This is a genomic window from Thermococcus alcaliphilus (assembly GCF_024054535.1).
GTDB lineage: Archaea > Methanobacteriota_B > Thermococci > Thermococcales > Thermococcaceae > Thermococcus_A > Thermococcus_A alcaliphilus.
The window spans coordinates 76,537-101,926 of sequence record NZ_JAMXLV010000020.1 but is presented as its reverse complement, the minus strand read 5'-3'; the positions used below and the strand labels follow the sequence as shown (position 1 = coordinate 101,926).

General features: G+C 41.9%; 25 protein-coding genes and 1 tRNA gene. 13 read left to right on the top strand and 13 right to left on the bottom strand.

What is annotated here, in order from left to right; genetic code table 11:
• Positions 1-2 precede the first annotated feature (2 nt).
• The 4 genes from NF859_RS05160 to serK all read right to left on the bottom strand — a co-directional run bounded on the left by NF859_RS05160 (position 3) and on the right by serK (position 3,702).
• Positions 3-668, bottom strand: coding sequence for an HAD family hydrolase (locus NF859_RS05160; protein WP_252743308.1), 666 nt, complete (start codon positions 666-668; stop codon positions 3-5).
• Between the two features lie 126 nt (positions 669-794).
• Complete coding sequence (locus tag NF859_RS05155) at positions 795-1,754, bottom strand: threonine/serine dehydratase (RefSeq protein WP_252743307.1); 960 nt, start codon at positions 1,752-1,754, stop codon at positions 795-797.
• 1 nt (position 1,755) lies between these two features.
• A complete protein-coding gene (locus NF859_RS05150) occupies positions 1,756-2,883 on the bottom strand; it encodes an aminotransferase class I/II-fold pyridoxal phosphate-dependent enzyme (RefSeq protein WP_252743306.1) in 1,128 nt (375 codons plus the stop codon).
• 87 nt (positions 2,884-2,970) lie between these two features.
• Positions 2,971-3,702, bottom strand: a complete 732-nt coding sequence (serK, locus tag NF859_RS05145; RefSeq protein ID WP_252743305.1) for an L-serine kinase SerK — start codon at positions 3,700-3,702, stop codon at positions 2,971-2,973.
• 186 nt (positions 3,703-3,888) lie between these two features.
• Here serK and psmB point away from each other — a divergent pair, with 186 nt between their 5' ends.
• From psmB to NF859_RS05105, 8 genes are all read left to right on the top strand, one after another.
• The gene (gene psmB / locus NF859_RS05140) at positions 3,889-4,512 is read left to right on the top strand and encodes an archaeal proteasome endopeptidase complex subunit beta (protein ID WP_252743304.1); all 624 of its coding nucleotides are present in this window, start codon (positions 3,889-3,891) and stop codon (positions 4,510-4,512) included.
• A 17-nt stretch (positions 4,513-4,529) separates the two neighbouring features.
• The gene (locus NF859_RS05135) at positions 4,530-6,476 is read left to right on the top strand and encodes a beta-CASP ribonuclease aCPSF1 (protein WP_252743303.1); all 1,947 of its coding nucleotides are present in this window, start codon (positions 4,530-4,532) and stop codon (positions 6,474-6,476) included.
• Positions 6,477-6,500: 24 nt separating this feature from the next.
• Complete coding sequence (locus NF859_RS05130; RefSeq protein WP_252743302.1) at positions 6,501-7,832, top strand: pyridoxal-phosphate dependent enzyme; 1,332 nt, start codon at positions 6,501-6,503, stop codon at positions 7,830-7,832.
• Positions 7,833-7,881: 49 nt separating this feature from the next.
• Positions 7,882-8,205 carry a hypothetical protein gene (locus NF859_RS05125; RefSeq protein WP_252743301.1) on the top strand — a complete coding sequence of 108 codons (324 nt, stop codon included), beginning with the start codon at positions 7,882-7,884 and terminating at the stop codon, positions 8,203-8,205.
• Between the two features lie 3 nt (positions 8,206-8,208).
• Positions 8,209-8,892 (top strand): ribose-5-phosphate isomerase RpiA, encoded by a 684-nt coding sequence (gene rpiA / locus NF859_RS05120; protein ID WP_252743300.1) that lies wholly within the window; start codon positions 8,209-8,211, stop codon positions 8,890-8,892.
• A gap of 150 nt (positions 8,893-9,042) precedes the next feature.
• A tRNA-Leu gene (locus NF859_RS05115) sits at positions 9,043-9,130 on the top strand.
• 59 nt (positions 9,131-9,189) lie between these two features.
• Positions 9,190-9,771, top strand: a complete 582-nt coding sequence (locus tag NF859_RS05110; RefSeq protein ID WP_252743520.1) for a hypothetical protein — start codon at positions 9,190-9,192, stop codon at positions 9,769-9,771.
• Complete coding sequence (locus NF859_RS05105) at positions 9,768-10,340, top strand: aldolase (protein WP_252743299.1); 573 nt, start codon at positions 9,768-9,770, stop codon at positions 10,338-10,340. Before NF859_RS05110 ends, NF859_RS05105 begins: the two co-directional genes overlap by 4 nt.
• On the opposite strand, the gene NF859_RS05100 is transcribed toward NF859_RS05105, so the two are convergent.
• Together NF859_RS05100 and cobO are read right to left on the bottom strand one after the other, a co-directional pair.
• The gene (locus tag NF859_RS05100) at positions 10,333-10,587 is read right to left on the bottom strand and encodes a stationary phase-response protein (protein WP_435371997.1); all 255 of its coding nucleotides are present in this window, start codon (positions 10,585-10,587) and stop codon (positions 10,333-10,335) included. The genes NF859_RS05105 and NF859_RS05100 overlap by 8 nt on opposite strands.
• An 89-nt stretch (positions 10,588-10,676) precedes the next feature.
• Positions 10,677-11,216: a cob(I)yrinic acid a,c-diamide adenosyltransferase gene (cobO, locus tag NF859_RS05095; RefSeq protein WP_353936093.1), complete on the bottom strand. Its 540-nt coding sequence runs from the start codon at positions 11,214-11,216 to the stop codon at positions 10,677-10,679.
• A gap of 79 nt (positions 11,217-11,295) precedes the next feature.
• Between cobO and NF859_RS05090 the strand changes: the two genes are divergently transcribed.
• Entirely contained in the window at positions 11,296-12,384 is a 1,089-nt protein-coding gene (locus tag NF859_RS05090; protein ID WP_252743296.1) for a DmpA family aminopeptidase, read from the top strand.
• Positions 12,385-12,393: 9 nt separating this feature from the next.
• On the top strand, positions 12,394-13,590 hold the full coding sequence (locus NF859_RS05085) for an aminotransferase class V-fold PLP-dependent enzyme (RefSeq protein WP_252743295.1): 1,197 nt from the start codon (positions 12,394-12,396) through the stop codon (positions 13,588-13,590).
• Here the strand turns inward: NF859_RS05085 and NF859_RS05080 are convergent.
• The 4 genes from NF859_RS05080 to NF859_RS05065 are packed head-to-tail and all read right to left on the bottom strand — an operon-like array spanning position 13,580 to position 16,947.
• Entirely contained in the window at positions 13,580-14,425 is an 846-nt protein-coding gene (locus NF859_RS05080) for a deoxyribonuclease IV (protein ID WP_252743294.1), read from the bottom strand. The two genes, NF859_RS05085 and NF859_RS05080, sit on opposite strands and share 11 nt — an antisense overlap.
• Positions 14,426-14,467: 42 nt before the next feature.
• Positions 14,468-15,532 carry a hypothetical protein gene (locus NF859_RS05075; protein ID WP_252743293.1) on the bottom strand — a complete coding sequence of 355 codons (1,065 nt, stop codon included), beginning with the start codon at positions 15,530-15,532 and terminating at the stop codon, positions 14,468-14,470.
• A complete protein-coding gene (locus NF859_RS05070; protein ID WP_252743519.1) occupies positions 15,501-16,628 on the bottom strand; it encodes a DUF373 family protein in 1,128 nt (375 codons plus the stop codon). The genes NF859_RS05075 and NF859_RS05070 overlap by 32 nt, the downstream gene beginning before the upstream one ends.
• Positions 16,629-16,635: 7 nt before the next feature.
• The gene (locus NF859_RS05065) at positions 16,636-16,947 is read right to left on the bottom strand and encodes an MTH1187 family thiamine-binding protein (RefSeq protein WP_252743292.1); all 312 of its coding nucleotides are present in this window, start codon (positions 16,945-16,947) and stop codon (positions 16,636-16,638) included.
• Between the two features lie 96 nt (positions 16,948-17,043).
• Here NF859_RS05065 and NF859_RS05060 point away from each other — a divergent pair, with 96 nt between their 5' ends.
• Complete coding sequence (locus tag NF859_RS05060) at positions 17,044-17,661, top strand: TIGR00296 family protein (RefSeq protein WP_252743291.1); 618 nt, start codon at positions 17,044-17,046, stop codon at positions 17,659-17,661.
• A 114-nt stretch (positions 17,662-17,775) separates the two neighbouring features.
• Positions 17,776-18,846: a choice-of-anchor L domain-containing protein gene (locus tag NF859_RS05055; protein ID WP_252743290.1), complete on the top strand. Its 1,071-nt coding sequence runs from the start codon at positions 17,776-17,778 to the stop codon at positions 18,844-18,846.
• 4 nt (positions 18,847-18,850) lie between these two features.
• Here NF859_RS05055 and NF859_RS05050 read toward each other — a convergent pair whose 3' ends face one another.
• Entirely contained in the window at positions 18,851-20,203 is a 1,353-nt protein-coding gene (locus NF859_RS05050) for an RsmB/NOP family class I SAM-dependent RNA methyltransferase (protein WP_252743289.1), read from the bottom strand.
• A gap of 81 nt (positions 20,204-20,284) precedes the next feature.
• Between NF859_RS05050 and NF859_RS05045 the strand changes: the two genes are divergently transcribed.
• The gene (locus tag NF859_RS05045) at positions 20,285-22,609 is read left to right on the top strand and encodes a DNA-directed DNA polymerase (RefSeq protein ID WP_252743288.1); all 2,325 of its coding nucleotides are present in this window, start codon (positions 20,285-20,287) and stop codon (positions 22,607-22,609) included.
• On the opposite strand, the gene NF859_RS05040 is transcribed toward NF859_RS05045, so the two are convergent.
• Together NF859_RS05040 and NF859_RS05035 are read right to left on the bottom strand one after the other, a co-directional pair.
• Positions 22,599-23,171, bottom strand: a complete 573-nt coding sequence (locus NF859_RS05040; protein WP_252743287.1) for a dephospho-CoA kinase — start codon at positions 23,169-23,171, stop codon at positions 22,599-22,601. The two genes, NF859_RS05045 and NF859_RS05040, sit on opposite strands and share 11 nt — an antisense overlap.
• Positions 23,172-23,212: 41 nt before the next feature.
• Positions 23,213-25,387, bottom strand: a complete 2,175-nt coding sequence (locus NF859_RS05035; protein WP_252743518.1) for an ATP-dependent DNA helicase — start codon at positions 25,385-25,387, stop codon at positions 23,213-23,215.
• Positions 25,388-25,390: the final 3 nt, after the last annotated feature.

Here is a 25,390-nt window from a genome sequence, read left to right as displayed (position 1 = left end):
CTTTATAAATCCTTATCCATTAATGACCTCACTAATTGTACAAGTTCGTTCAAATCTTTCACGTAATAGTCTGCCCCCTCTATTTTCCCGAACCTCATCACTTGAACAGCTTTAACACCAGCACCATGGGCTGCTAAGATATCCGATGCAGAGTCTCCCACAACCAAAGCTTCACTTGGAAGAACTCTGAGGGCATCGAGGGCTTTTTTGATTAGATACGGATTCGGCTTAGCACCATCCAAATATCTGTAGTCCTTTCCAAGAATGACATCAAAATATTTCTTCAAGTCATAAAGCTCCAGCACGAATTCCGTGCAATCTTGGGAAGCATTGCTAACAGCCGCCATCTTTAGGCCTATTTGCTTGAAATTCTCCAAATCATCCACATCGGGAAAGGCTTTTATTAATCCCCTTTCTGCGGCCCATTTTCTGTAGTCGAGTTTTGCCCTGTCTATGGCTTTCCAGAATTCCACATGATCAACTCCAAGCTTTTCGACCCAGCTCCTTGGGAGTTCTCCTTTAACCATTTTTTTGTACGTTTCGTAGTCAACGCTTATCCCAAGTTTTTCTATCTCCCTCTTCCCCCATTTTTCAAACCATTCCCTATCGTTGTAGTGTTCATAATAAACAAGCGTTTCATCAACGTCAAATATCAATGCCTTCAACATCCTTATCCCCCGGATGCATCTCAGATAGGCTAGACTTCCTCATCTTTCAGTCGGTTGATCCTTCATCATCGATTGAAAGAATATAAGGCGTGATGGATAAAAAGTTTTGGAAAGGGCATTGTCCTATCAACATCCCAAGACTTTTCTAAGGGTGTCCAAACTTATTCTGCACCCACTGATAACCAAAACGATATTTCTGCCTCTAAAACGCTCTAACTCTTTTAGATAGGCTGCAACTGGAAGTGCCGCTGCTCCTTCAATTAGCATGTGGTGCCTCTCCAGCATTAAAACAATCGCCTTTGCTATCTTATTTTCATTCACCAGAATGAAATCGTCCACGTATCTCCTGCAGAGTTCAAATGTTATGGAGTCTTTCTCGACTCCTCCAGCCGTGCCGTCTGCCAACGTAGGCTTTGACTCCATTTCAACGATTTTTCCCTTTTCTATTGAATGATACATAACGGCAGAATTCTCTGGTTGAACTCCTATTACTTCTATGTTTTTGGTTTTTTCCTTTAGATATCCGGCAATACCGGAAATAAGGCCTCCTCCGCCAACAGGGGCTAAAACAACGTCAATGTTTTCAAGCTGTCTTTCTAGTTCAAGGGCTATAGTGCCTTGACCACCTATGATTTTTGGGTCGTTGTAGGGAGGTACATAGATCATCCCATTTTTCTCGGCAAACTTTCTAGCGAATTCCTCTGTTTTGACAACATCATTTCCATAAAACCTAATTTCCACACCATATTGCCCTATATCTTGAACTTTTGCAGGGGATGCGTTTTCTGGAAGAAAAACAATTCCTCTAAGACCTAAGAAGCTGGTAGCATAGGCAAACGCAACTCCATGGTTTCCGCTAGATGCTGTAACAAGTCCTTTTCTTTTCTCTTCTTCGCTCAGTGAGAGCAATTTGTTAAGAACACCTCGTATTTTAAACGACCCCGTTACTTGAAAATTCTCAAGCTTCAAATAAACGTTTGTGTCTTCTTTCTTGCTTAAAAATGGGGAATATTCCAAGGGAGTCTCTCTTATGTGCTCTCTAATCCTCTTCTCTGCTTCTAAAACTTCCTTGAGTATATCAATCACTTTAACTTGCCTCCAAAGCCCTTAGGAACTCTTTAAAGCGTTTAAGCCCTTCTATCATAACCTTCGTTGGGTTCCCGTAACCAATTCTGAGGTGCTTCTCTATTCCAAAGCACGATCCGGGCACAAGGAACGTACTCTTTTCTTTTATGAGCCTTATGGCAAGTTCTTCCGATGGAATCTCAAGGTTGTATCTCAAAAAGGCAACGGTGCCAGCTTTGGGAGGAACCCACTCTATCAGGGGCTCTTCTTTTATCCATTCCTCCAAGAGCTTAAAGTTCGTGCGAAGTATCTTTAGGTTGCGGTTGTATATTTTTTCCGAATTTTTGACTGCAAGGGCGGCTAATTTTTCTATGAGAATGCTAATGCTTATCGTGGTATAATCCCGATGAAGGGTTAATTCCTTAGCAACCTCTTCACTGGATGTGGCTATCCATCCAAGGCGTAGACCCGTTAGAGATAGAGGCTTTGAGAAAGAGCTCGTTGCTATTGCCCTATCGGAGATATCCACTATCGACGGTACCTGATCTTTTGGATCAATGTAAAGCCCCCTGTAGGATTCATCATTTAGAACGTAAGCCCCTGCATCTTCGGCTATCTCGGCAATTCCTTTCAGCATTTTCTCGTCCAAGAGGGCTCCGGTTGGATTGTTGGGGCTGTTTATCACTATGAGCTTTGTATTTTTGTCTACCAGTTCGTTTAGCTCGTCAAGATCGGGCATCCAGTTTTTCTCTTCGTAGAGATGCCAAAACTTCACCTTAGCCCCAAATGATTCTGGCACACCATAAAGTTGCTGATAGGTAGGGAATATAGAGATAACCATATCTCCGGGCTCAACGAGGCTGTAAAAAACCTGAAAGTTTGCATCTATTGCGCCGTGTGTTATAAAGATGTTCTCGGGTTTTATGTTTTGATAAAACCTGCTTAAGCCCTCTTTTAGCTCCGGAAGTCCCTCAACGTATCCATAAGTTAGTTTCAAATCTTTGATCTTTTCGAGAAAATCTGGTTCACCTACAAATTCTAGAAATTCTCTTAGAGTGAAGGGCTGCACACACGTTTCTGCAATGTTTACCTCTACTTGGTGTTCATATTCCCCCATAAATCTTTCAACAAGAAACGGCTTGACTTTCAAGACAGATGCACCCTTTTACAACTATGCATGGATGTATATAAGCGTTGCTTAAAGTCCTAGTAAGACGAGAAAGAAAAGGGAAGAACATCAGAAGAGATCCTCAAGCTTTACGTCAATTTTATCCGGGATAAATGGCAGAACGTGTCTGGTTGTCTTTGGAGAATATACTTCCCCTCTCTTTACGAGTTCCATGACCTCCTCTTTGCTTGGGGCCTTTCTGATGAAGACATAGTCAATTTCGCCCTTGTCCATATCTTCTCTAGCATCTTCTTTGAGACCATAGTAAATAAGCTCTATCTCTCCCTCAACACTCATTTCATCAAGCACTTTGCTGACCTTCTTCTGTTCATCGAGTGCTCCTGGAATGGCAAAGCTCTTCTCTTTGCCAACAAGGGCAAAAGCTATTTCTCCCTTTTCTGCCTTTTCTTCAGCCTCTTCGTCCTCAATTATTTCCAGGCCTTCTGCTTTTAATCTTTCCAGAACCTTGTTGAGGTCTCCTTTAAACGCCGGATACCAGGTGTATACTTTAACATCATCACTGAAATAGTCGAGAATTACAGAAGGAGCCCTCTTTGCTCCGAGTTTCTCTAAGCCCGCCCATCTGTGGTGACCATCAACGATGAGGTACATATCTTCCCCGGGAACTTTTGCCAAAAGCATTGGCTTCCAGAAAATACCGGAGCCTGTTACGCTTTCAATAAATGCCTCAAGCTCTTTTTGGACGAGCTGCTCGTGAGGTTTCATCTTCTCCAGCTCAATAAAAACATATTCGACTTTCTTTACTGGCATGTCGTATTTAGGAACTTTTTCGACACCCATTTTATCATACCTCCTAAGGGTTACACTATTGTAAAACAATTCATGGAATAAAAACCTTTTTCTTTTAGCTGCCCATCTGAAAGGGAGCAACTCATATTGCTTTGCGAAAACTTTAAATACTCCCTCAGTCAAACCCCCATTGTAACATTTGTTTCTATTCTCAGGCAAAACGAATATCCTAAAGGGGTGTTGGCTTTGGACAAAATTAAAGGGACAACAACAGTAGGCATTGTTTGTAAGGATGGGGTAGTATTAGCTGCGGACATGAGGGCTTCACTGGGCAACATGGTCTTATCCAAAGGAGTTAGCAAGATATTCCAAATAGACGACCATCTGGCACTAGCAGGAGCTGGAAGTGTAGGAGACATACTGAGCCTTGTAAGGCTTTTGAGGGCAGAAGCAAAGCTTTACAGAGCGAGAGTTGGCAGGGAGATGAGCACAAAGGCATTGGCAACGCTGACTTCTAACATCTTAAGTGGAAGAAGGTACTTCCCCTATTTTGGCTGGTTTTTAGTAGGAGGTTACGATGAGAAGCCAGGTCTTTATTCAATTGATATGGCTGGAGGAATTACTGAAGATAAATATGTTTCTGCAGGTTCTGGTATGGAGTTTGCTTACTCTGTTTTGGATAACGAATACGATGAAAAAATGACTGTTAAAAAAGGCGTTAAATTGGCCATAAAGGCTATAAATACCGCAATAAAAAGGGATGTCTTTACTGGAGATGGTATAATGGTTGTTGTTATTACAAAAGAGGGCTATAGCGAGCTTTCTAAAGAAGAAGTCGAGAAGATCATTAAGAAGCTTTGATTCTAGGGGTGATTGGTGTGATAAAAAGAGAAACAAACGTTGATGAAGTTCTAAAGGAAATTAGAGAGATTATTAACCAAATGGTGCCTAAGGAAGCCAAGATAACTGAAGTTGAATTTGAGGGACCGGAGCTGGTTATTTACGTGAAAAACCCTGAAGTTGTAATGCAGGATGGAGATCTTATAAAAAACCTTGCAAAGGTTCTCAAGAAGAGAATTAGTGTGAGGCCGGATCCAGATGTTCTTCTTCCCCCTGAAAAGGCTGAGGAGTTAATTAAGCAGATAGTTCCGCCAGAAGCGGAAATAACGAATATAAGTTTCGATCCTTCTGTTGGTGAGGTAATAATTGAAGCTAAAAAGCCTGGACTTGTAATTGGAAAGAATGGAGAGACACTTAGGGAGATAACCCAAAAAGTTTACTGGGCGCCAAAAGTCGTTAGAACACCGCCTTTGCAATCCCAGACCATATACTCTATTAGGGGGATTTTGCAGTCTGAGAGTAAAGATAGGAGAAAATTCCTGAGACAGGTTGGGAGAAACATCTATAGGAAGCCGGAACTTAAGAGTGACTGGATAAGGATAACGGGGCTTGGAGGATTCAGAGAAGTTGGAAGAAGTGCCCTCTTGCTCCAAACAAATGAGAGTTTTGTGCTGGTTGACTTTGGTGTTAACGTTGCGGCGTTGAATGACCCCAAGAAGGGATTCCCGCACTTTGATGCTCCAGAATTTACTTACGTTCTTAAAGAAGGACTTTTGGATGCGATAATAATTACCCACGCACACCTTGACCACTCTGGTTTGTTGCCTTACCTCTTCAGGTACAACCTATTTGATGGCCCCATTTATGCAACTCCGCCTACGAGAGATTTAATGGTTCTTCTTCAAAAGGACTTCATTGAAATACAGCAGAGCAACGGTATTGATCCGCTTTACAGAATGAGAGACATAAAAGAGGTCGTTAAGCACACAATAACCCTTGATTATGGAGAAGTTAGAGACATCTCGCCAGATTTGAGACTTACCCTGCACAATGCGGGTCACATTCTGGGCTCTTCAATAGTTCACCTTCACGTTGGAAACGGTCTCCACAACATAGCTGTCACTGGAGACTTTAAGTTCATTCCGACAAGGCTCTTTGAGCCAGCAAATGCAAAGTTCCCAAGACTTGAGACTCTAATAATGGAATCAACTTATGGAGGAAGCAGAGATTACCAGATGCCGAGAGAAGAGGCTGAAAAACGGCTTATAGAGGTTATTCTTCAGACGATCAAGCGCAAAGGAAAGGTCCTCATCCCTGCAATGGCCGTTGGAAGGGCTCAAGAGATAATGATAGCCCTTGAAGATTATGCGAGGGTAGGGGGCTTGGACGTTCCAATATATTTGGATGGCATGATATGGGAGGCGACGGCAATCCATACGGCATATCCCGAATATTTAAGCAAGAACCTCAGAAATCAGATATTCCACGAAGGCTATAATCCGTTCTTAAACGAGATATTCAAACCGGTCGCAAATGCAAACGAAAGGAAGGACATAATAGAGAGTGAAGAACCAGCAATAATCATAGCTTCCTCTGGTATGTTGGTTGGTGGACCTAGCGTGGAGTACTTTAAGCATCTTGCCCCCGATCCTAGGAACTCCCTAATATTCGTAAGCTACCAGGCAGAAGGGACTTTGGGAAGACAGGTTCAAAGAGGCTTGAGGGAAATACCAACAGTCGGTGAAGGTGGAAAGACGGAAGTTATTCAAGTAAACATGGAAATCCACATGATAGATGGATTTTCAGGTCACGCCGATAGAAGGGAGTTAATGAGCTATGTGGCGAGGGTAAAGCCAAGGCCAGAAAGGGTAATAACAGTTCACGGAGAACCTCAAAAGTGCCTTGACTTGGCTTCAAGCATCCACAAGAAGTTTGGTCTTTCTACAAGAGCCCCGAATAACCTTGACGCCATCAGGCTCAAGTGATTTTTAATTTTTTGGTGGGTGATGATGATAAAGTGTCCCAAATGTGGAAGAGAGTATAAGCAGATAATACCCCCAAGATGTTCATGTGGGGCTTTCCTTGAGGTGTCATATGATTATTCTAAAGTAGATGTCAAAAGATGGAAAAACAGAGAGAAAGGGGTATGGAGGTACAAAGAGTTACTTCCCAATGTAACCAAGATAATTTCCCTAAAAGAAGGTGGGACACCTTTAGTTAGAGCAAAACTCAGCGAAGAGCTCGGAGTAGACGTTTTTATTAAAGACGAGACGAGGAATCCAACGGGCTCATTTAGGGATAGGCTTGCTACGGTAGGGGTTTCATATGGCTTGCCATATGCCGGCAATGGATTCATAGTTGCCAGCGATGGCAACGCAGCAGCTTCCCTAGCAGCTTACGCCGCTAGAGCCAATAAAGAGGCCTTTGTTGTTGTTCCCAAAAAAGTTGACAAGGGAAAGCTCATTCAGATGATAGCTTTTGGTGCTAAGATAATTCGCTATGGAGACAGCGTGGATGAGTGTATAGAATATGCTAGAGAACTCTCCCGGTTAAATGGTCTCTATGACATAACTCCTGAAAACAATATAATCGGGCTTGAAGGACAGAAAACCCTCGCGTTTGAGCTATGGGAAGAAATAAACCCAACCCATGTAATTGTGCCAACGGGAAGTGGAAGCAACATCTACAGCATCTACAAGGGCTTTAGGGAGCTTTTAGAAATTGGGGCTATTGAAGAGCTCCCCAAACTAATTGCAGTGCAAACTGAAAACTGCTCTCCAATAGCGGCAGAGATATTGGGAAAAGAAAGTAGAAGGGAGTTTACCAAAGCCCTTGGATTATACGTCAAAGACCCAATAAACAAGGAACTTGCAATAAAAGCTGTTAAAGAAAGCAATGGAACAGCCGTGGTTGTAAGTGAAGATGAGCTTGATTTTGGAGAGAGGGCTCTTGCCAAAGAGGGCGTTTTTGCTGAGTATTCTTCAGCCGTTGTTATTCCGGCTCTAGTAAAGCTCCACGAAAGCGGGTATTTTGAAAAAGGAGACAAAGTGGCTTTGATAGTTACGGGCTCGGGATTAAAAAGCTACTATGTAGAAGAGAGGGAGCGTTTTTCAATTGGCGGGACAAAGCTGGAAATTCTAAAGCTCCTAAGAGAGAAGCCCATGTATGGTTATGAAATCTGGGAGAACCTCGAAAAGCCAATGAAGTATCAAGCAGTTTATCAGCACATAAAAGAACTCGAAGCCCTTGGTTTGATAGAAGAGGCGTACAAGAGGGGAAGAAGGGTTTACTATAAGCTCACTGAAAAAGGGGAGCGACTGCTAGAGAACTTTGAGGAGTAATGGAAAGTATTTTAAATGAATCCTTAAACTAAGTTTTAGGTGATAGAGGGTGAATGCTGAAAACAAGATGTCGCTCATATTTTACGCAATCGGAACAATAGCAGGGATAGTGAGTGGAATCCTGTCAACTCAAGCTCAAATGGGTTACATCGCAGGTTTGTTAATTTATCTGCTCTCACCAAAGATAGTCATCGCTCTCGTTAAGGATCTTCCAGATGAGTTGAAAGACGAGAGAGTTCTGCTTAAGAAAGGCTTCTGGGGATTCTTCTTGTTCTGGCTGTACTTCACGATCTTTAGCTATAACCTCATCCTGCAGCCTGAACCGAAATTTTACTCAAACCAATCCCTCCTATACAATATAACGAAGGGATGAAGGATGGAAGAAATGAAAAGAATGGTCGCTAAGGAAGCCCTAAAATACATTGACGATGATATGATAATCGGGTTAGGTACAGGTTCTACAACGGCTTACTTTATTCAAATGCTTGGAAAAAAGCTCATGACTGGGGAACTTGAAGATGTTTATGGCATCCCTACCTCACATCAATCACGCCTTTTGGCTCTTGAGAGTGGAGTTCCCGTTGTGAGCCTTGATGAAGTTGATGCCATTGATTTAGCTATAGATGGTGCGGATGAAGTCGACCCTCACCTTAATCTCATCAAAGGAAGGGGTGCGGCATTAACGATGGAAAAAATCATCGAGTATAGGGCTGGAACGTTTATAGTGCTCGTTGATGAGAGCAAGCTTGTAGAATATCTCGGCCAGAAAATGCCAGTCCCCATAGAAGTTATCCCTGTAGCATGGAGAGCTATTAAGGAGGAACTCGAAGTCTTCAATGCAACGGCTGAGCTTAGGATGGGTGTTAAAAAAGACGGGCCCGTAATAACTGACAACGGGAACTTTATCCTTGATGCAAAATTTGAAAAAATCGAAGACCCACTCGACATGGAGATCGAGCTGAACAACATTCCTGGAGTTGTCGAAAACGGCATCTTTGCAGATATCGCGGATATCGTTCTTGTTGGTACGAAGGATGGCGTTAAGAAAATGGAGAGATGATGCTTTTTTGTTCTGAACTTATAACTTATCACTTGTAAGTTATAACTTATAACTCTTGTGATATATCAAGTGAGGCAGGCCTATAATCAAGATTTGGGACCACAAGGTTTTTAAAACCGAATTGGTGTATAGAGAAATGAAGCCCCACGCGCGGGGGTTGCCGAGCCTGGTCAAAGGCGGTGGACTCAAGATCCACTCCCGTAGGGGTTCCGGGGTTCAAATCCCCGCCCCCGCACCAAATCTCTTGTAACAACAAAATCTAAAAGCCAAGACTACCACTCTTCTATGGTGATAGCAATGATAATCTACGAACCAATAATGCTTGCGATGCCCCTTGCGGAAAAAATTAAGGATCAGATATTACAAGAAAAGGAAATCCCGGATGGAGAGAGTCTTCGAAAAATATTAGTCTCTCTTGGTCTCGAAGAGGTGTGTTTGGGAAAAGGGCTTGCCCTATTCCGTTCTAAGTATGTTCTCGCCCTTTTGATCCCATCTGCAAAGTATATAACTGTGGATATATTCTCTTCCTCCGGAGATCTAAGCGATGCCCTGCAACTCATGGTGTATTACGACAAAACACTCAATGCCTATATAGTTGATATAATACCAGCTAATGAGCTCGAATTTGAAGGAAACATTGGCTTAGAGCCTGTTATAATAGACGCAGAGACCTTTGAACTAAAAAGCACTCCTGTTTTGGGATATTTTGAAAAAGATGGGGATATCCTTCTTGTAATAAGTGAGAAAACCTATGAGGCATGGAAAGAAAGCGGTAAACTTGAAGTGTGCCCTGTATGTGGGGCTGATGAGCTCGTCTGGCAGAAAGATATTGCTTACTGCAACTCTTGTGGCTTTGGAGTAAAGGTGGTGAAAAAATGAGTAGAATTGTTAAGGAGATGCTTGTTAGGTACTCTAGACTAGCTCACGAAAGAGGGCTAACCGCAGCATTTGGAGGCAATTTAAGTGTTCTTTTTAACGGAAAAGTTTTCATAAAGGCAACTGGGTCTGTTATGGATGAACTTACGCAAGAGCAAATATCCGTAATTGACCTTGATGGGAACGTTCTAAGCTTAGTAAGGCCTTCTTCAGAATGGAAGCTTCATGTTGAAAGCTACAAGCGGAGAGGGGATATAAGAGCTATAGTTCATCTCCATCCCCCTTATTCGATAGTTGCATCTACGTTGCTTAGTGAAGAACTCCCCATAATAACACCCGAGGCTGAGATATATCTAAAAAAGATTCCCATAGCTGAGTTCAAACCAGCTGGGAGCTGGGAATTGGCTAAAGAGACTGCAAAGTATCTAGAATATCATGATGCAGTTATTTTACAGAATCATGGAATAGTAACCGTCGGAAAAAGCTTAAGGGAAGCTTATTACAAAGCGGAATTGGTAGAAGAAAGTGCAAAGCTATGGTATCTAAAAGAAAAAGGCAAGCAAATCATTTAATCTGCTCCAAAGCGCCCAATACTTCCCAGATTATAGTTCTCGTGTGCATTGGCATGTTTGGATCCTCGCTAATCTCCTCAAGAATAGCGATAGCATCCGCGGCTCTCACAGTTGGATCTTTGCTGGTATCCATTAGGGCTTCAATGGCTTGTTCAGCAGCCCTCCTAATATTTCTTGGGACGATTGTATCTTGAACAACCTGCTCTTTCAGAACTTGGATAATCTGTTGGATCCTTTCCTCGCTCATTTCCATCACCTCCAATTTAAGTAAGAATTCGTAACTAAAATTTTCCCACCATATATTGCACATTGGTTATTAAAACCTTTTCGGTTCTTTTAGTACTCTACACCCTTTCTGGCAACTACTCCCTTGGTATAGGGATGTTTTATTTCCCTCATTTCCGTTACATAGTCTGCTAATTCATAAAGCTCTTCCGGACAATATCTGCCTGTTAGAACAAGTTCAGTATTTGGAGCTTTTTCTTTTATGAGCTCTTTAACCTCTTCGATTTTTATCATCTCAAATCCCAAAGCTACGCATATTTCGTCTAGAATTACGAGATCCCATTTGCCACTTTTAACAACTTCCTTAGCTCTTTCTAATGCTTTTTTTGCAGCTTCAATCTCTTCTGGCTCAGGTTTTCCGTGAACGAACTTTGGTAAACCATAGGATTCAACAACAACCCCGCATTCTTTGGCTTTTCTCTGTTCGCCATAGACATTAGCTGATTTCAAAAACTGTATCATAATCACTTTTCCTCCGTTTCCAAGCATTCTTAATGCTAAGCCCAAGGCAGCTGTGGTTTTTCCTTTTCCGTTTCCTGTGTATATGTGTACCAAGCCGAGTTTCTCTTTCCAGTCAACCATTTTAGTCACCGAAGAAACTTGGTGTTGGAGTATTTATCCATTGCGGAAGAGCTTTTATTTTTCGGGCGTATTCTTATTGGTGGTTTGTATGAAAGCCCCTGAACTTGGCATCAAGATTGGAGTTTTTGAACATGGAAAGAAAAACTCAATGAGCGATGTTAAAGGCGTCAAAGTTGGTCACGTCACGCTAATCCGAGGCGAAGGAAAACTTATCCCAGGTAAAGGTCCTGTAAGAACGGGAGTGACAGCGATAATCCCTCATAATGGAAACATCTATAAGGAAAAGCTTCTGGCAAGTGCTTTCGTTATGAACGGTTACGCCAAACCAGTTGGCTTAGCTCAAGTGCAAGAACTGGGAACCCTTGAGACGCCGATAATACTAACCAACACTCTAAGCATCGGCACTGTTGCTGATGCCCTTATAGATTACATGCTTGAGCAAAATGAGGACATAGGAGTGAGTACAGGTTCAGTTAATCCAGTGGTCATGGAATGCAACGACTCCTACCTAAATGACATCAGAGGTAAGCACGTCAAAAGAGAGCACATATTTGAAGCAATTGAAAATGCAAAAGAAGACTTTGAAGAAGGTGCCGTTGGCGCTGGAACTGGGATGAGTGCCTTCGAGTTTAAGGGAGGTATTGGCTCTTCTTCTAGGGTTGTGCATATTGAGGGCAGAAAGTACACCGTTGGAGCTTTGGTTTTGAGCAATTTTGGTAAAAGGGAGGATTTAACGATAGCTGGAGTTCCCGTAGGGCTGGAGCTGAAGAACTGGCCTGGAAAAGGGGGAGAAGGAAAGGGAAGCATAATAATGATTGTTGCAACAGATTCTCCTCTTACTTCAAGACAGCTGTACAGGGTCGCTAAGAGGGGAACCGTAGGGTTAGCAAGAACCGGGGGTTATGCATATAATGGAAGCGGAGATATAGTTTTTGCCTTTTCGACTGCTCAGAGAGTAAAACACTACCAAAACGATCCGCTAAGCATAAAAGCACTCCCTGATAGCATCCTGTCACCCCTCTTTAAAGCTACAGCTGAGGCTGTTGAGGAGGCGATAATTAACTCCCTTCTCCATGCAAAGACCATGAGCGGAAGAGACAATCACATCCGCTACGCTCTTCCCAAAGAAGAGCTCATAAAAATAATGGAAAAGTATGGAAGGTTAGAAAAAAGCTGAGGTGGAAGCATGAGCATTAAACATCTTTTTCCCGGATTAAAGAATTTTAAAGCTTATTTGAACACGGCAAGTGCTGGATTTTTGCCTTTAACTGCTCTCAAAAGAATTATGGATTTTTCGTCTTATCTGGCAGATTTCAAGGAAGGAGCTGACTCAGTGGACTTTTTAGACAGAGAAATCATGGAAAAAGTCCTCGAAGAGGGAGCAAAGCTTTTTCATACCAGCAAAGAGAATCTAACCCTAACAATCCAGACAACAGAGGGGCTGAAAAGATTACTCTCATCGCTGGAGCCGAGAAAGGGTATGAATATTGTTTCCTTTGATATAGAGTTTCCCTCACTCGCCTGTCTTCTTAAAAGCTATGCAAAAAAGCACCGTCTGGAGCTCAGGATCGTCAAAAACAGAGGTGGCTGGTACTTCATTGAAGATGCTGAGAAAGCTGTAGATGATAACACCTTTGCAGTAATCGGGAGCAGTGTCCAGTGGATCTCGGGCCAAAGGATGAACCTAAAGGAAATATCCAAAATTGCCCACGAGCATGGGGCATGGCTCATAGCGGATGCTGTTCAGCATGCTGGTGGTTTGGTATTATATCCAGAAAGAGAAGGAGTTGATGCCTTTGCTGCTGGGGGTGAGAAGTGGTTACTTAACCCCTCTATTGGTTCAGGGATTATGTATATCTCCAATGAGCTTATCGAAGAAGCCTCGCCACTGCCCGGACTGTTGAATATGAAGCCTCCTATGGGAGAGTGGTCATCGTGGTGGGGAATGCCTGAAAAGAATCCTTGGGGAGAATTCGAGCTTAAAAACGATGCGAGAAAGCTTGACTTTGGTGGTGGCCCGCCTTACCTTATGGCAACAGCTCTCTGGGGAGCCCTTGAGTTGATAAACGCTCTAAACATAGAGAAAATTGAGAAGCACAACACCAAGCTCGCAGGAAAGATTAGAGATGAAGCTCTGAGCTTGGGGTTAGAGGTTATTGGTAACGAAAACTGGGAAAACTCGGCAATAGTTACAATAAAAACAGGCTTGAGCTATGAGAAAGAAGAAGAAATTTACCAACAGATGATCGCTGAAGAGATAAAGGTCAGTCACAGGGGAGCGTTGGGTCATTACGGTATACGGGTTTCTCCTCACTTGTACAACGAAATGGAGGATGTTGAGATATTTTTGAATTTCCTCGTGGATTATCTTTCTAAACTCTGATTTCCTCATATTTTTTCTTCATTAACAGAGCATCGCCCTCTATGTTGGGGCTCTCGCTTATAACGACTCCTTTAACCCTGAACTCTTTCAAAACCCTTAGCAAATCCTCCCACTTCATGTCACTTTCTTGCAGATTCAGATGATTCTTTTCGCCCTTTTCGGAGTAGTTTATTCCGCTTATGTGGATATGCATGTTATCTAAAGCCTCTCTTCCAAGTTCCTTCTCGATGAGTGACAGCATCTCCCTCCACTCTTCAGCACTGTTGTACTTTCCTTTGTTTCTAGCATGACAGTGGGCGAAATCTATAGCCGGTAAAACTTGTTCAACATCTTGGCTTAGCTTTATTAGCTCCTTAAGGTTTCCAAACTGGGTTGGCTTTCCAGTCAGCTCTGGCCTTATCCACACGTCTATTCCTTTGTCCTGCAGGACTTTCACAATGTCCTTTATTTCATTCTTAATTTTCTCATAGACCTTTGAAGGGTCTTGTTTTAAATAGTAGCCTGCGTGAAACACTACGCTCCAGCCTCCAGCCTCGTGCAAACGCTCGGCACTCTGGATTATCCTCCTTTTGCTTGCTTCCACTTTCGCTTTCTCTGTTGCGTTTAGGTTTATGTAATAAGGCGCATGTGCCGTGAGAAGAACATCGTTCTTTTGTGCAACATATTTTATTTTTTTGGCCATTTCGGGTTTTATATTAACTCCCCTCACAAACTCAAGCTCCATTGCATCTAAGCCAAGCTTTCTAACCTGTTCTATGCCAGAGATCGTTGAGGGCTTTGGTGTTGAAAGAGGTATTCCGGCTGTTCCGAATCTCAGCCTGTCAATCTTTATCATTTTCACCACCCAGAATTAGGTAATCCTAAAAATATAAAAACTTTAACTCCTCTCGATTTTTTCTCCCAAGATGCGTTCAAGTTTTGAAATGCTTTTTCTAAGCTCTTCCTCTAGCTCATGTATCTGCTTCTTGAACGATCTTATTTTTTCTTCCTTTTCTTGGATTTTTTTCTTTAGCTCCTCAATTTCCCGTTTTTTGGCTTCTTCTTCACCTATGAAAGTTGAGAGTTTCTCTTCGATTTTTGTTAATCTTTCTTTCATCACAGCCAGTTCTTGAGACTCCTTTACCAAATTTGTCTTAGCCCATTCTGCAGTTTTCCTATACTTTTTGTCAAGATTGTCTTTAATTTTATCGAGCAGCTTCAGAAACTCTTCTGGATGATGAATGGCATAGGCAGAGTTCTCTAAAAATTCTCTCGCAGTCGCATCTGGCATTCTCATTCTTTTTATTGGTTTTTGAAGCTTGGAAACCTTAGAACGGATCTTTATTTCCTTTTGCGATATTTCTCTTTTGAGCTTTTCTTCTGATTCTTTAAGGGCTTTAAACTCTGGCTTATTTTCGAGCTCCTCAATCTGTTCCTGAAGCCTTTTTAACTGCGTCATGAGATTTTCTTTTGAACGTTCCTCATCTTTTATATGGCTTTTAAGATCTTCCAATTCTTTTAGTAGCTCTTTAGCCTTCACGTTTTCAATACCAACTTTATTTATCTCTTCAAGGTATGTGGAATACTCCTTAGATAGGGACTTTAAAAGGGCGTTTATTTCATACACTTCCTTCTCAAAGATCAGGAGTAAATGACGCCCATGGGCAACATGAAACTTGGAGATTTCTGGCAGTATCTTTTTGACATCTTCAATGTTTTCTATCTTTTTCACCATATTTCGAAGCGCAGTTATGTATCTCTCCTTCTCAACCTCTACAATTCTTGCTAATTGGGGGTCAATCTTTTTGGGCAACTCTTTCTGCTCAAGTTTCTCTAGATTTTTGAGAATTTTTGAGACAATCTCCTTAGAGGTCTTTGTGTATTTTTCCGCTATTTTTTGTCTTTGTTTTTTGACATCTTCTTTTATTTTTTCATACTCCCGGAGTGCTTCTTTCAGTTTCAACTTTCTCCCATCCTCTTACTTTATCCCTTAGATACATTCCAACAAGGGTTGCAAGGGCTATATCGGCAATTGCTATGAGCCCTTTCTTCAGGAATTCGATGGAATAGAAGGATACTATTGAGAGGGCATAGAGTGTAGTAACATCAATTGTTATCCACAATGCCGGCAACAGCAAAATGCCGCTTATGTAATACCATATATGGTAATCCTTTCTCAGGTAAGAATGAACGATCTTGCCTATCATTAAAACGCCCAGTGCAACGATAAATGGGGTGTTTATGGCATTTAGAAAAATAACTACTCCTAAGAGCTCCGTCCCAGGATACCTCCCGGTTAATTGGAGTGCAATGCTTTCTAAGTTAAGATAAGCGTTCACTGCTCCAGCGAAGAGAACGAATATTGCTGCAACAGCAGAAACAAACTGTATAAATCCCTTGGTTAGGAAGTGCCCTAAAACTTCCCTTATTCGGAAAGCCTTTGCGAAGAAGTATCCTCCTATGAGAAAGAGTATTAACCCGGTAACGGTTGAGGAAATTATTGCAACACTCTGTTGATATTTTATAGAAAGCAACCGGGCAACGCCATAAATGAGTAATATCATTCCAGGGAGCCCAAAGAAGATTTTTGCTGCTTCAGGATCACTTAAGATTTCTTTTAGATAGCGATACAGAATGTAATACGTTGTCTCAATGCTTTCGCTTTGTTTTACTACAACCCTGCGAGTGCTTATGATAGGAATTCTTGAAGTTATTATGGGGAATATTTGCTCATCTTCTGCTCCATCTGTCACTGGTATAACTCCATCAGCGGGAAAACGCTTAAGAACCTCTTCTAACTGTTTTTGTAGTTCCAGATCGCTCTTAACACCTACATCTGGATGCCCTGTAATGAGTGCTACTTCAACCCCTTCAAATTCTCCCCTTTCTTTAAGCTCGTCGTAGAGCTTTACTGCAGCATATAAAACGTTGGCATCGCTGTCTTCAGGGTCGGCAAGGCTAAGTTTCAGAGCGGCATCTATGCATGCATCCCTTCCAATAACAGGTCCCCTAACCCCAGCTTTTTTTCCAAAATCATCATCTCTATCGATGGCAAGCACCAATACTTTAATCTTTATCCCCCCGGACTTTCTCAAAAACTGATTTTACCTTATCCTCCATTTTTCTATCCTTGTCCCTTCTGTCATCAATTCTTATCGTTGTTGAAACTCTCTTTGCACCTAGTACAAACATCGCCTCATGAGCCTCTTCAACTATCTTTAGGCCCTCTCTGAGAGTTGGGACTTCAATGATTGTGCCCATAGGAGTCAATTGATATTTTACCCCCTTCTCCTCTAAAAGCTTTACTACATGAGCGATATATTTGCTTAAGCTTAGTTCTCCCAACGGAACAATGACAAATTCAATAATTACCCCCACTTTCGACACCTGGCTAAATTAGAATCGACGATTTTTTAAGCTTAACGGTGGAAAGCCTTATTTTGTCCAACGAACAAAAGAGTGTTGGTGAGATAGATGTATAAGATAAAAGATGAGTGGGGAGAACTTCTAGTGAAGCTTGCCAGAAAAGCCATAGAGGAGTACCTGAAGTCCGGTAAGGAAATAGAACCTCCTAAAGACACTCCTCCCGAGCTCTGGGAAAAAATGGGGGTTTTTGTAACTCTCAATAGGGTAGGTGTTCCCCCTACGCAGGCATTACGTGGGTGCATAGGTTTTCCATATCCAATATATCCTCTAGTCAGAGCCACTATAAAAGCTGCTATTTATGCAGCCGTTGATGATCCGCGATTTCCTCCCGTAACACTTGACGAACTTGATAATCTAACGATAGAAGTCAGTGTTCTAACTCCTCCAGAGCCTGTAGAGGGGCCTCCTCATGAAAGACCTAAAAAGATAAAGGTTGGAAGGGATGGACTTATCATTAAAAAGGGGATTTACAGCGGGCTTTTGCTTCCTCAAGTTCCTATTGAATGGGGATGGGATGAAGAGGAATTCTTGAGTGAAACATGCTGGAAAGCAGGTCTTCCACCGGATTGCTGGCTAGATGAAGATACGGAAGTTTACCGTTTTACAGCGGAGATTTTTGAGGAGGAGTATCCTAAGGGGCCTGTGAAGAGAAAGCCACTTCCATAGCATTGTTTGTTTTATTATATCCTCTTTTGGAGATTTTTGTTGAATTTAAAAAGGGTAATGACCAATTACCTAAATACTTTCAGTTTCTAAAATTAGATTGAAGAAGCATGGAAGGTGTGTGAATTGAAAAAGTTGATAACCCTAGGAATTCTGTTTTTGTTCCTGGCTAGTTTAGGAAGTTTTGCAGTTAGTTTGCCTGCTCCTAGAGATGCAAAACAAGAAGCTCTTGCCATTCTAAGTAAGGATTCTAGGAATACTCTCGTAAGTGCTACTTTTGAAGGAGGGGATGGTCAGATTTTTATATCCAATATTGACAAGCTGGGATTCCCAATAGAGGGAGATTCATACGTAATTTTAAGTTCTGGAATCGCAAGCAGTGCAGTAAATGGGGACATTGGATCAGAAGGAGGAATCTCAATACCGAATGGACACCCAGTATTTGGAACCGAAATAAATGACGTCGCAACTTTAACCATTAAGCTAAAAGTTCCTGCTAATGCCGAAACCTTGTCTTTCAAGTGGCTCTTTGGTTCAAACGAGATTCCAAGTTATGTAGATGAGTATAGGGATTTCTTTAGGGCATATGTTATATTACCCGATGGTTCTACTAAAGATATGGCTCTTTTGCCTAATGGCAATATACCCTATGTGGGAGATGGAATTCAAAACTATACAGCTCCTCCAGCAGACCCAACCGTAAATATTAATGAAGTCACATCAATCTACACAGCGAGTCTAGATGTAAGTAGGTATAGAGGAAAAGTAATAACTCTGGTATTTCAAATAGCTGACGAATATGATAGTGCAGTAGACACTTTCGCATTCATTGATGACTTGAAATTCATTGGGGGTAAAGGAAAGGCAGATAGAAGAAGCTACATAATGATGATCCAGATCTGGAGCAAGTACTTTTTTAACAAATACGATCAGTTTGCAGCGCTATATGCAAGCTCCGAAGAAGTTGGGGTCAGTAATGAAACTTTAAAAAAGGCATTGGAACTCCACCTTAATGCGACCGAGCAAATGCTCTATGCTTGGCACACTGATGATCTTGAGAGCATAAGGGTAAAGATTTGGAAACAGTATGTGCCTTTACCCAGAGTTTATGCAGTAAGAAGAGCGTATCTTTATGAGAGAGATGCGATAAGCCTATTAGAAAGTGCCATCCAAGAAATAGAGTCTTAATTTTTTATTTTTTCAATTTTGCAATGAAAAAGCTGTTACAGTCGTGTAAATGGGTGAAACTCCTAAAAACTTTATCTCCGATCTCAGTGAACCCCTTCTCTCCCCAGGTGAACGGATAATCGAGGAGTTCAAAACCTACCTTATTTATGGCGTACTTTATGTTCTCCTCATTTTCATCGACTCTTATTGAGCACGTGGAATACGTCATTTCCCCGCCTTCTCTTAGATTTTTGTAAGCGTTTCTTATCATAGCTTTTTGAACCTGAATAACCTTCTTTATCTTTTTCTCATCAAAGCGCCATTTAACCTCCGGGAATTGCCTGTATGTTCCGGAAGAAGAGCAGGGAGCATCGAGAATTATCTTGTCAAATGGCTCTTTATCTTTAAATTTCATTCCATCTGCGTGCACAAGTTTGACGTTTTTGACGCCAAGAACTTTCATTTTTGCCTTCATTTTTTGGAGCCTTTCGACGGAATAATCAACGGCAACTATCTCCCCAGTATTTTCCATTAAATGGGCCACGTGGAAGGTTTTGCTTCCCGGGGCAGCGGCAAGATCTAAAACCCTCTCACCTTTTTCTGGGGCAAGGACGTGGGCTACGTATGCGCTCGCAAGGTCTTGAATAACAAAATAGCCCTCTTTATACCAATCCAAGCGGGTTATAGGTGTTTCGTATTCCAAAATCTTTAGAACGTCATCAACTGGGGTTCTTGCCGTTCTAACGCCATGTTCTTCCAAATATTCCGCAAGCTTGTCTATGTTAGTTTTTAATGGATTGACTCTAACGTAGTATCTTTGAGGTCTGTTATTGCTCAGCAAGAGTCTTATAGCATTTTCATAGCCGAGAAGGTCAATTACGTATTCAACATACCAGCGTGGATGGGAAAATTTTACGCTTAGATATTCTATCCTATCCTTTTCTTTAAGCTTTTTTAGAGCTTTTTCCAGATCGAATTTTTCTGTCTCTCTAAGAACAGCATTTACAAATTTTGCTCTGTTTAAGTCGTATTTTTCCTTTACAACTCTAACTACCGAATCTGTGGCTATTGCTGGATTAACACCCTTAAACTTCATTTCAAATATACCAATCCTAAGAAGGTTCGCAAGGTAAAGGTCGAGATCCTCGATTCTGGTTCCTTTGAGGAGAGAATTCGCAATAAAATCTATTTTTTTCCTCCATTTTTCAATTTCAAAGACGTAAGCATGAGCCAAACCTCTCGCCCTTTCTCTGTCCTTTCCACTAACCCTCTTGAAAACTCTCTCCAAAGCATTTTTTGATGAAAGCTCACGCTCCTCTATGAGGGTCAGTATATCTGCAATGAGTTCGTGAAGGGTTATTCTGTAGAACAACTCCATGATTTTCGATTTGGATGGGGGTTTAAAAATTTGGCGGAACTTTTATTTAATTTGAATTCCAGTTTATATCTGGTGGTATTTATGATACTGGACACTGATTACATAACAAAAGATGGCAAGCCTATAATCCGAATTTTTAAGAAAGAGAACGGGGAGTTTAAAATAGAACTTGACCCTCATTTTCAGCCCTATATATATGCTCTTCTCAAAGATGACTCCGCTATTGAGGAGATAAAGGCAATAAAGGGCGAGAGACATGGAAAAACTGTGAGAGTGCTCGATGCAGTGAAAGTCAGGAAAAAATTTTTGGGAAGGGAATTTGAAGTCTGGAAGCTCATTTTCGAGCATCCCCAAGACGTTCCAGCCATGAGGGGCAAAATAAGGGAACATCCAGCTGTGGTTGACATTTACGAATATGACATACCCTTTGCCAAGCGTTATCTCATAGACAAGGGCTTGATTCCCATGGAGGGAGACGAGGAGCTTAAGCTTTTTGCCTTTGATATTGAAACGTTTTATCATGAGGGAGATGAATTTGGAAAGGGCGAGATAATAATGATCAGTTATGCCGATGAAGAAGAAGCCAGAGTAATCACATGGAAAAATATCGATTTGCCGTATGTTGATGTTGTATCCAATGAAAGAGAAATGATAAAGCGTTTTGTTCAAGTTGTTAAAGAAAAAGACCCCGATGTGATAATAACTTACAATGGGGACAATTTTGATTTGCCGTATCTCATAAAACGGGCAGAAAAGCTGGGAGTTCGGCTTGTCTTGGGAAGAGACAAAGAACATCCCGAACCCAAGATCCAAAGGATGGGAGATAGCTTCGCTGTAGAAATCAAGGGTAGAATACACTTTGATCTTTTCCCAGTTGTGCGAAGGACGATAAACCTCCCAACGTATACGCTTGAGGCGGTTTATGAAGCAGTTTTAGGAAAAACCAAAAGTAAATTAGGAGCAGAGGAAATTGCCGCTATCTGGGAAACAGAAGAAAGCATGAAAAAACTAGCTCAGTACTCAATGGAAGATGCTAGGGCAACTTATGAGCTCGGAAAGGAATTCTTCCCTATGGAAGCTGAGCTGGCAAAGCTGATAGGTCAAAGTGTATGGGACGTCTCGAGATCAAGCACCGGCAACCTCGTGGAGTGGTATCTTTTAAGGGTGGCATACGCGAGGAATGAACTTGCACCGAACAAACCTGATGAGGAAGAGTATAAACGGCGCTTAAGAACAACTTACCTGGGAGGATATGTAAAAGAGCCAGAAAAGGGTTTGTGGGAAAATATCATTTATTTGGATTTCCGCAGTCTGTACCCTTCAATAATAGTTACTCACAACGTATCCCCAGATACCCTTGAAAAAGAGGGCTGTAAGAATTACGATGTTGCTCCGATAGTAGGATATAGGTTCTGCAAGGACTTTCCGGGTTTTATTCCCTCCATACTCGGGGACTTAATTGCAATGAGGCAAGATATAAAGAAGAAAATGAAAGCTACAATTGACCCAATCGAAAAGAAAATGCTTGATTATAGGCAAAGGGCCGTTAAATTGCTTGCAAACAGTTACTACGGCTATATGGGGTATCCTAAGGCAAGATGGTACTCGAAGGAATGTGCCGAAAGTGTTACCGCATGGGGAAGACACTACATAGAGATGACGATAAGAGAAATAGAGGAAAAATTCGGTTTTAAGGTTCTTTATGCTGATACAGACGGGTTTTATGCCACAATACCCGGGGAAAAGCCTGAAATCATTAAAAAGAAAGCCAAGGAATTCCTAAACTACATAAACTCTAAACTTCCAGGTCTGCTTGAGCTTGAGTATGAGGGCTTTTACTTGAGAGGATTCTTTGTTACAAAAAAGCGCTATGCAGTCATAGATGAAGAGGGTAGAATAACAACAAGGGGCTTGGAAGTAGTAAGGAGAGATTGGAGTGAGATAGCTAAGGAGACTCAGGCAAAAGTTTTAGAGGCTATACTTAAAGAGGGAAGTGTTGAAAAAGCTGTAGAAATTGTCAGAGATGTTGTAGAGAAAATAGCAAAATACAGGGTTCCACTTGAAAAGCTTGTTATCCATGAGCAGATTACCAGGGATTTAAAGGACTACAAAGCCATTGGCCCTCATGTAGCGATAGCAAAAAGGCTCGCCGCAAGAGGGATAAAAGTGAAACCGGGCACAATAATAAGTTATATCGTTCTCAAAGGAAGCGGAAAGATAAGCGATAGGGTAATTTTACTTACAGAATACGATCCTAGAAAACACAGGTACGATCCGGACTACTACATAGAAAACCAAGTTTTGCCGGCAGTACTTAGGATACTCGAAGCATTTGGATACAGAAAAGAGGATTTAAGGTATCAAAGCTCAAAACAAACTGGCTTAGATGCATGGCTCAAGAGGTAGCTCTGCTGCTTTTTAGTCCAAGTTTCTCCGCGAGTCTCTCTATCTCTTTTTTGTACTCTGCTATGTGGTTTTCATTCACTATTAAGTAGTCCGCTAAAGCTATGACATTTCCAATTCCAAACTTGAGCTCTTTCCAGTCTCTAGCCTCAAACTCACTCCATGTTTTTGGGTCGTCACTCCTCCCTCTTCTGCTGAGCCTCTCAAATCTTTTTCTTGGCGAAGAGTGCACGGCTATTATGATTATCTTTTCATCTGGAAACGCATCTTTAAACGTCTGAATTTCCTCTAGAGACCTCACTCCGTCGATTATAACTGCTTTGTGCTTCTTTAGTAGTTCTTTTACCTTTGGGATAGTTAATTTTGCCACGGCATTGTCCCCAAGCTCCTGCCTAAGCTGAATGCTCACACTGTTCATTCCTTCGGGAGTTCTTGGGATCCCCCTCTTATCAGCTTCTTCCCTTACAATGTCCCCCATAGAAACGTGAGGCACTCCGTACTTTCCAAAAATTTTCACTATCTGACCTTTCCCAGAACCAGGCATTCCTACTATACAGATTATCATTGCCCACACCCACCTAAAGCTAATTGATTTAAAAAGGTTGCTCATTTGAAAAACTCATCTAAAGTTCCTTTTCTTGCTTTTTTCTTTGCTTTGACTTTTGGAAGTTCCACTCCAAAGTGTTGGTATAGCTTTTCCAAGATTCCGACTCCAATTCCCTCCACCTTTAGGAGTTCACTGGGCTTTGCTTTTACGATGTCTTCTATGCTCTTAAATCCTGCATTGTATAGGGCTCTTGCTCTCTTTCTGCCTATCATTGGAAGGCTTGTAAGCTCAAGAAGCTCTTCTCTTACTCCATATTCCACTCTTAAATGAAGCTGCTTTAAGAATTCTAAAATCTCTTTTTTGGGGCTGGAAAGCTTGTATAATTCAATTAGGGAATACATAAGCCAATCTGCCAATTCCAGTATCCTGTAGAGATCTCCTGTGTCTATGTCGTAAGTTTCCAAGATTCTTGCCTCGGGAACTTCGTTAATCCAGTCAAGGAGAAGTTTTGCCGTTTTTACCTCTCCAAGGAACTTCTCAAATTTGTAGTCTTCCCAATAGGGAATGTTTTGGTAGAGGTAGCTCTCCATCTCATAGGCATAGTCAAGGATATCCTCCTGTTCTTTGCGTCTTATCCTTAAAGATGCCATATCCGGGGTGGAAGCCAAAAGATGAAAAACTCCTAGCGGGTTTGGATTCGTCTCAAGCTTCTCAAAAGCATCTTTGAACTTTTTAGCCGTCAATGGATCAAGATACAGCTGGGAAGTTCTTATTCCGAATGGGAGCGGCATGAACTGGTCGTTTAGGTCAATATCGATGAACTCATTTTCAAGTAGGAAGTAGACTATGTCCTTGGCCTTTCCTTCAAGGGCTTCGAGGTTCTTTCGCTGGTGATAGTAGAAGGTCTTTTCCAAGAATTCTATTAGCCCTCTAAAGTTCTTAACTCCAAAGTTTGTTATTAGGGCAAGAATTTGGCTCCTAAAGGAGGCTTCATTTGAGAGCATTGAAAAGAGATTTTCTGGCTTGCCAAAGATGTATCTCTTCATTAGGTCTTCTGGCTTTTCAGTCTTTGCAATTATTATTGCCTGCCCCTCTTTGTCGTATTTAGGTCTTCCTGCCCTTCCCATCATCTGCTGTATTTCTAAAACGGGAATGTCACTCCATCCAAAGTTAGAATAGCGCTTTGTGTCTCTAATTATGACGCGGTACGCGGGTAAATTTACGCCAGCGGACAAGGTCGGGGTAGCTGTAATCACCTTTATAAGCCCTTCTCTAAAGGCCTCTTCCACAATGGAGCGCTCTTCTCTTCCCAAGCCTGCATGGTGAAAGGCTACTCCTTTCTTCAGAGCCTCTTTAAGTTTCTCGTTGGTTGGAGTGCTCTCAAGTTCATCCGCTATTTGGCTCAGTCTCCTCTCTTCGGGCTTGCTTAAAAATCTCTGGACTTTCCCCCCTAATAGAAGGGCTTCTTTTTCGGCACTTCTTCGGGTATTGACAAAGACAAGCACCTGTTTGTCTTTTTTTAAAGCGTCAATAACGAGAGAATCCCACTGGCTTGGGAATTTTTCAATACTCCCATCTTCCCAGAAAAGCTGTCCATGGTGAAAAACACCCCTTTTTAGGCTTACGGGACGCCATTCACTCACCACTAGCTCAGCATTTAACCACTCCGCAAGCTCTTCGGCATTTCCAATTGTTGCACTCAGCCCTAAAATCTGGGCTTTATCCCTTAAGTGAGCGAGAATCATCTCCAAGGTAGCCCCTCTGTCGTATGAGCCGAGAAGATGAATTTCATCCGCAACTATGAGCTTAACATCGTTTATCCATGGAGACTTGTGGCGAAGCAGAGAGTCAAATTTTTCTGATGTTGCTATTATAATGTCATATCTCCCAAGCCACTCTTCTGCACTGTCGTAATCCCCAGTTGTCACTGCTATCCTAATTCCAAGCTTTTCCCAGAACTTGAATTCCTTGTACTTTTCCTCGGCAAGTGCCTTTAATGGGACGAGATATACTGCCTTTCCCCCCTCACGGAGAATCTTGTTTATCATCACTATTTCCGCAACAAGGGTCTTTCCAGAGGCAGTAGGGATGGCTAAAATCAAGTTACCTCCGCTAAGCACCTTAGTTTTTAATGCCTCTGCTTGAGGGGGATACAGCTCTTCTATACCTCTCTCGAGTATCAGCCTTATGACTCTCTCATCGACTCCCAGTGATTTAAGTTCCTTTACCTTCATACC

Bases quoted from the DNA above. Each gene is read 5' to 3' on its own strand.
- NF859_RS05160 (WP_252743308.1), bottom strand. From the start codon at position 668: ATGTTGAAGGCATTGATATTTGACGTTGATGAAACGCTTGTTTATTAT.
- serK (WP_252743305.1), bottom strand. From the start codon at position 3,702: ATGGGTGTCGAAAAAGTTCCTAAATACGACATGCCAGTAAAGAAAGTC.
- NF859_RS05130 (WP_252743302.1), top strand. From the start codon at position 6,501: ATGATAAAGTGTCCCAAATGTGGAAGAGAGTATAAGCAGATAATACCC.
- rpiA (WP_252743300.1), top strand. From the start codon at position 8,209: ATGGAAGAAATGAAAAGAATGGTCGCTAAGGAAGCCCTAAAATACATT.
- NF859_RS05110 (WP_252743520.1), top strand. From the start codon at position 9,190: ATGATAATCTACGAACCAATAATGCTTGCGATGCCCCTTGCGGAAAAA.
- NF859_RS05105 (WP_252743299.1), top strand. From the start codon at position 9,768: ATGAGTAGAATTGTTAAGGAGATGCTTGTTAGGTACTCTAGACTAGCT.
- NF859_RS05100 (WP_435371997.1), bottom strand. From the start codon at position 10,587: ATGAGCGAGGAAAGGATCCAACAGATTATCCAAGTTCTGAAAGAGCAG.
- NF859_RS05090 (WP_252743296.1), top strand. From the start codon at position 11,296: ATGAAAGCCCCTGAACTTGGCATCAAGATTGGAGTTTTTGAACATGGA.
- NF859_RS05085 (WP_252743295.1), top strand. From the start codon at position 12,394: ATGAGCATTAAACATCTTTTTCCCGGATTAAAGAATTTTAAAGCTTAT.
- NF859_RS05080 (WP_252743294.1), bottom strand. From the start codon at position 14,425: ATGATAAAGATTGACAGGCTGAGATTCGGAACAGCCGGAATACCTCTT.
- NF859_RS05060 (WP_252743291.1), top strand. From the start codon at position 17,044: ATGTATAAGATAAAAGATGAGTGGGGAGAACTTCTAGTGAAGCTTGCC.
- NF859_RS05050 (WP_252743289.1), bottom strand. From the start codon at position 20,203: ATGGAGTTGTTCTACAGAATAACCCTTCACGAACTCATTGCAGATATA.
- NF859_RS05045 (WP_252743288.1), top strand. From the start codon at position 20,285: ATGATACTGGACACTGATTACATAACAAAAGATGGCAAGCCTATAATC.
- NF859_RS05040 (WP_252743287.1), bottom strand. From the start codon at position 23,171: ATGATAATCTGTATAGTAGGAATGCCTGGTTCTGGGAAAGGTCAGATA.
- NF859_RS05035 (WP_252743518.1), bottom strand. From the start codon at position 25,387: ATGAAGGTAAAGGAACTTAAATCACTGGGAGTCGATGAGAGAGTCATA.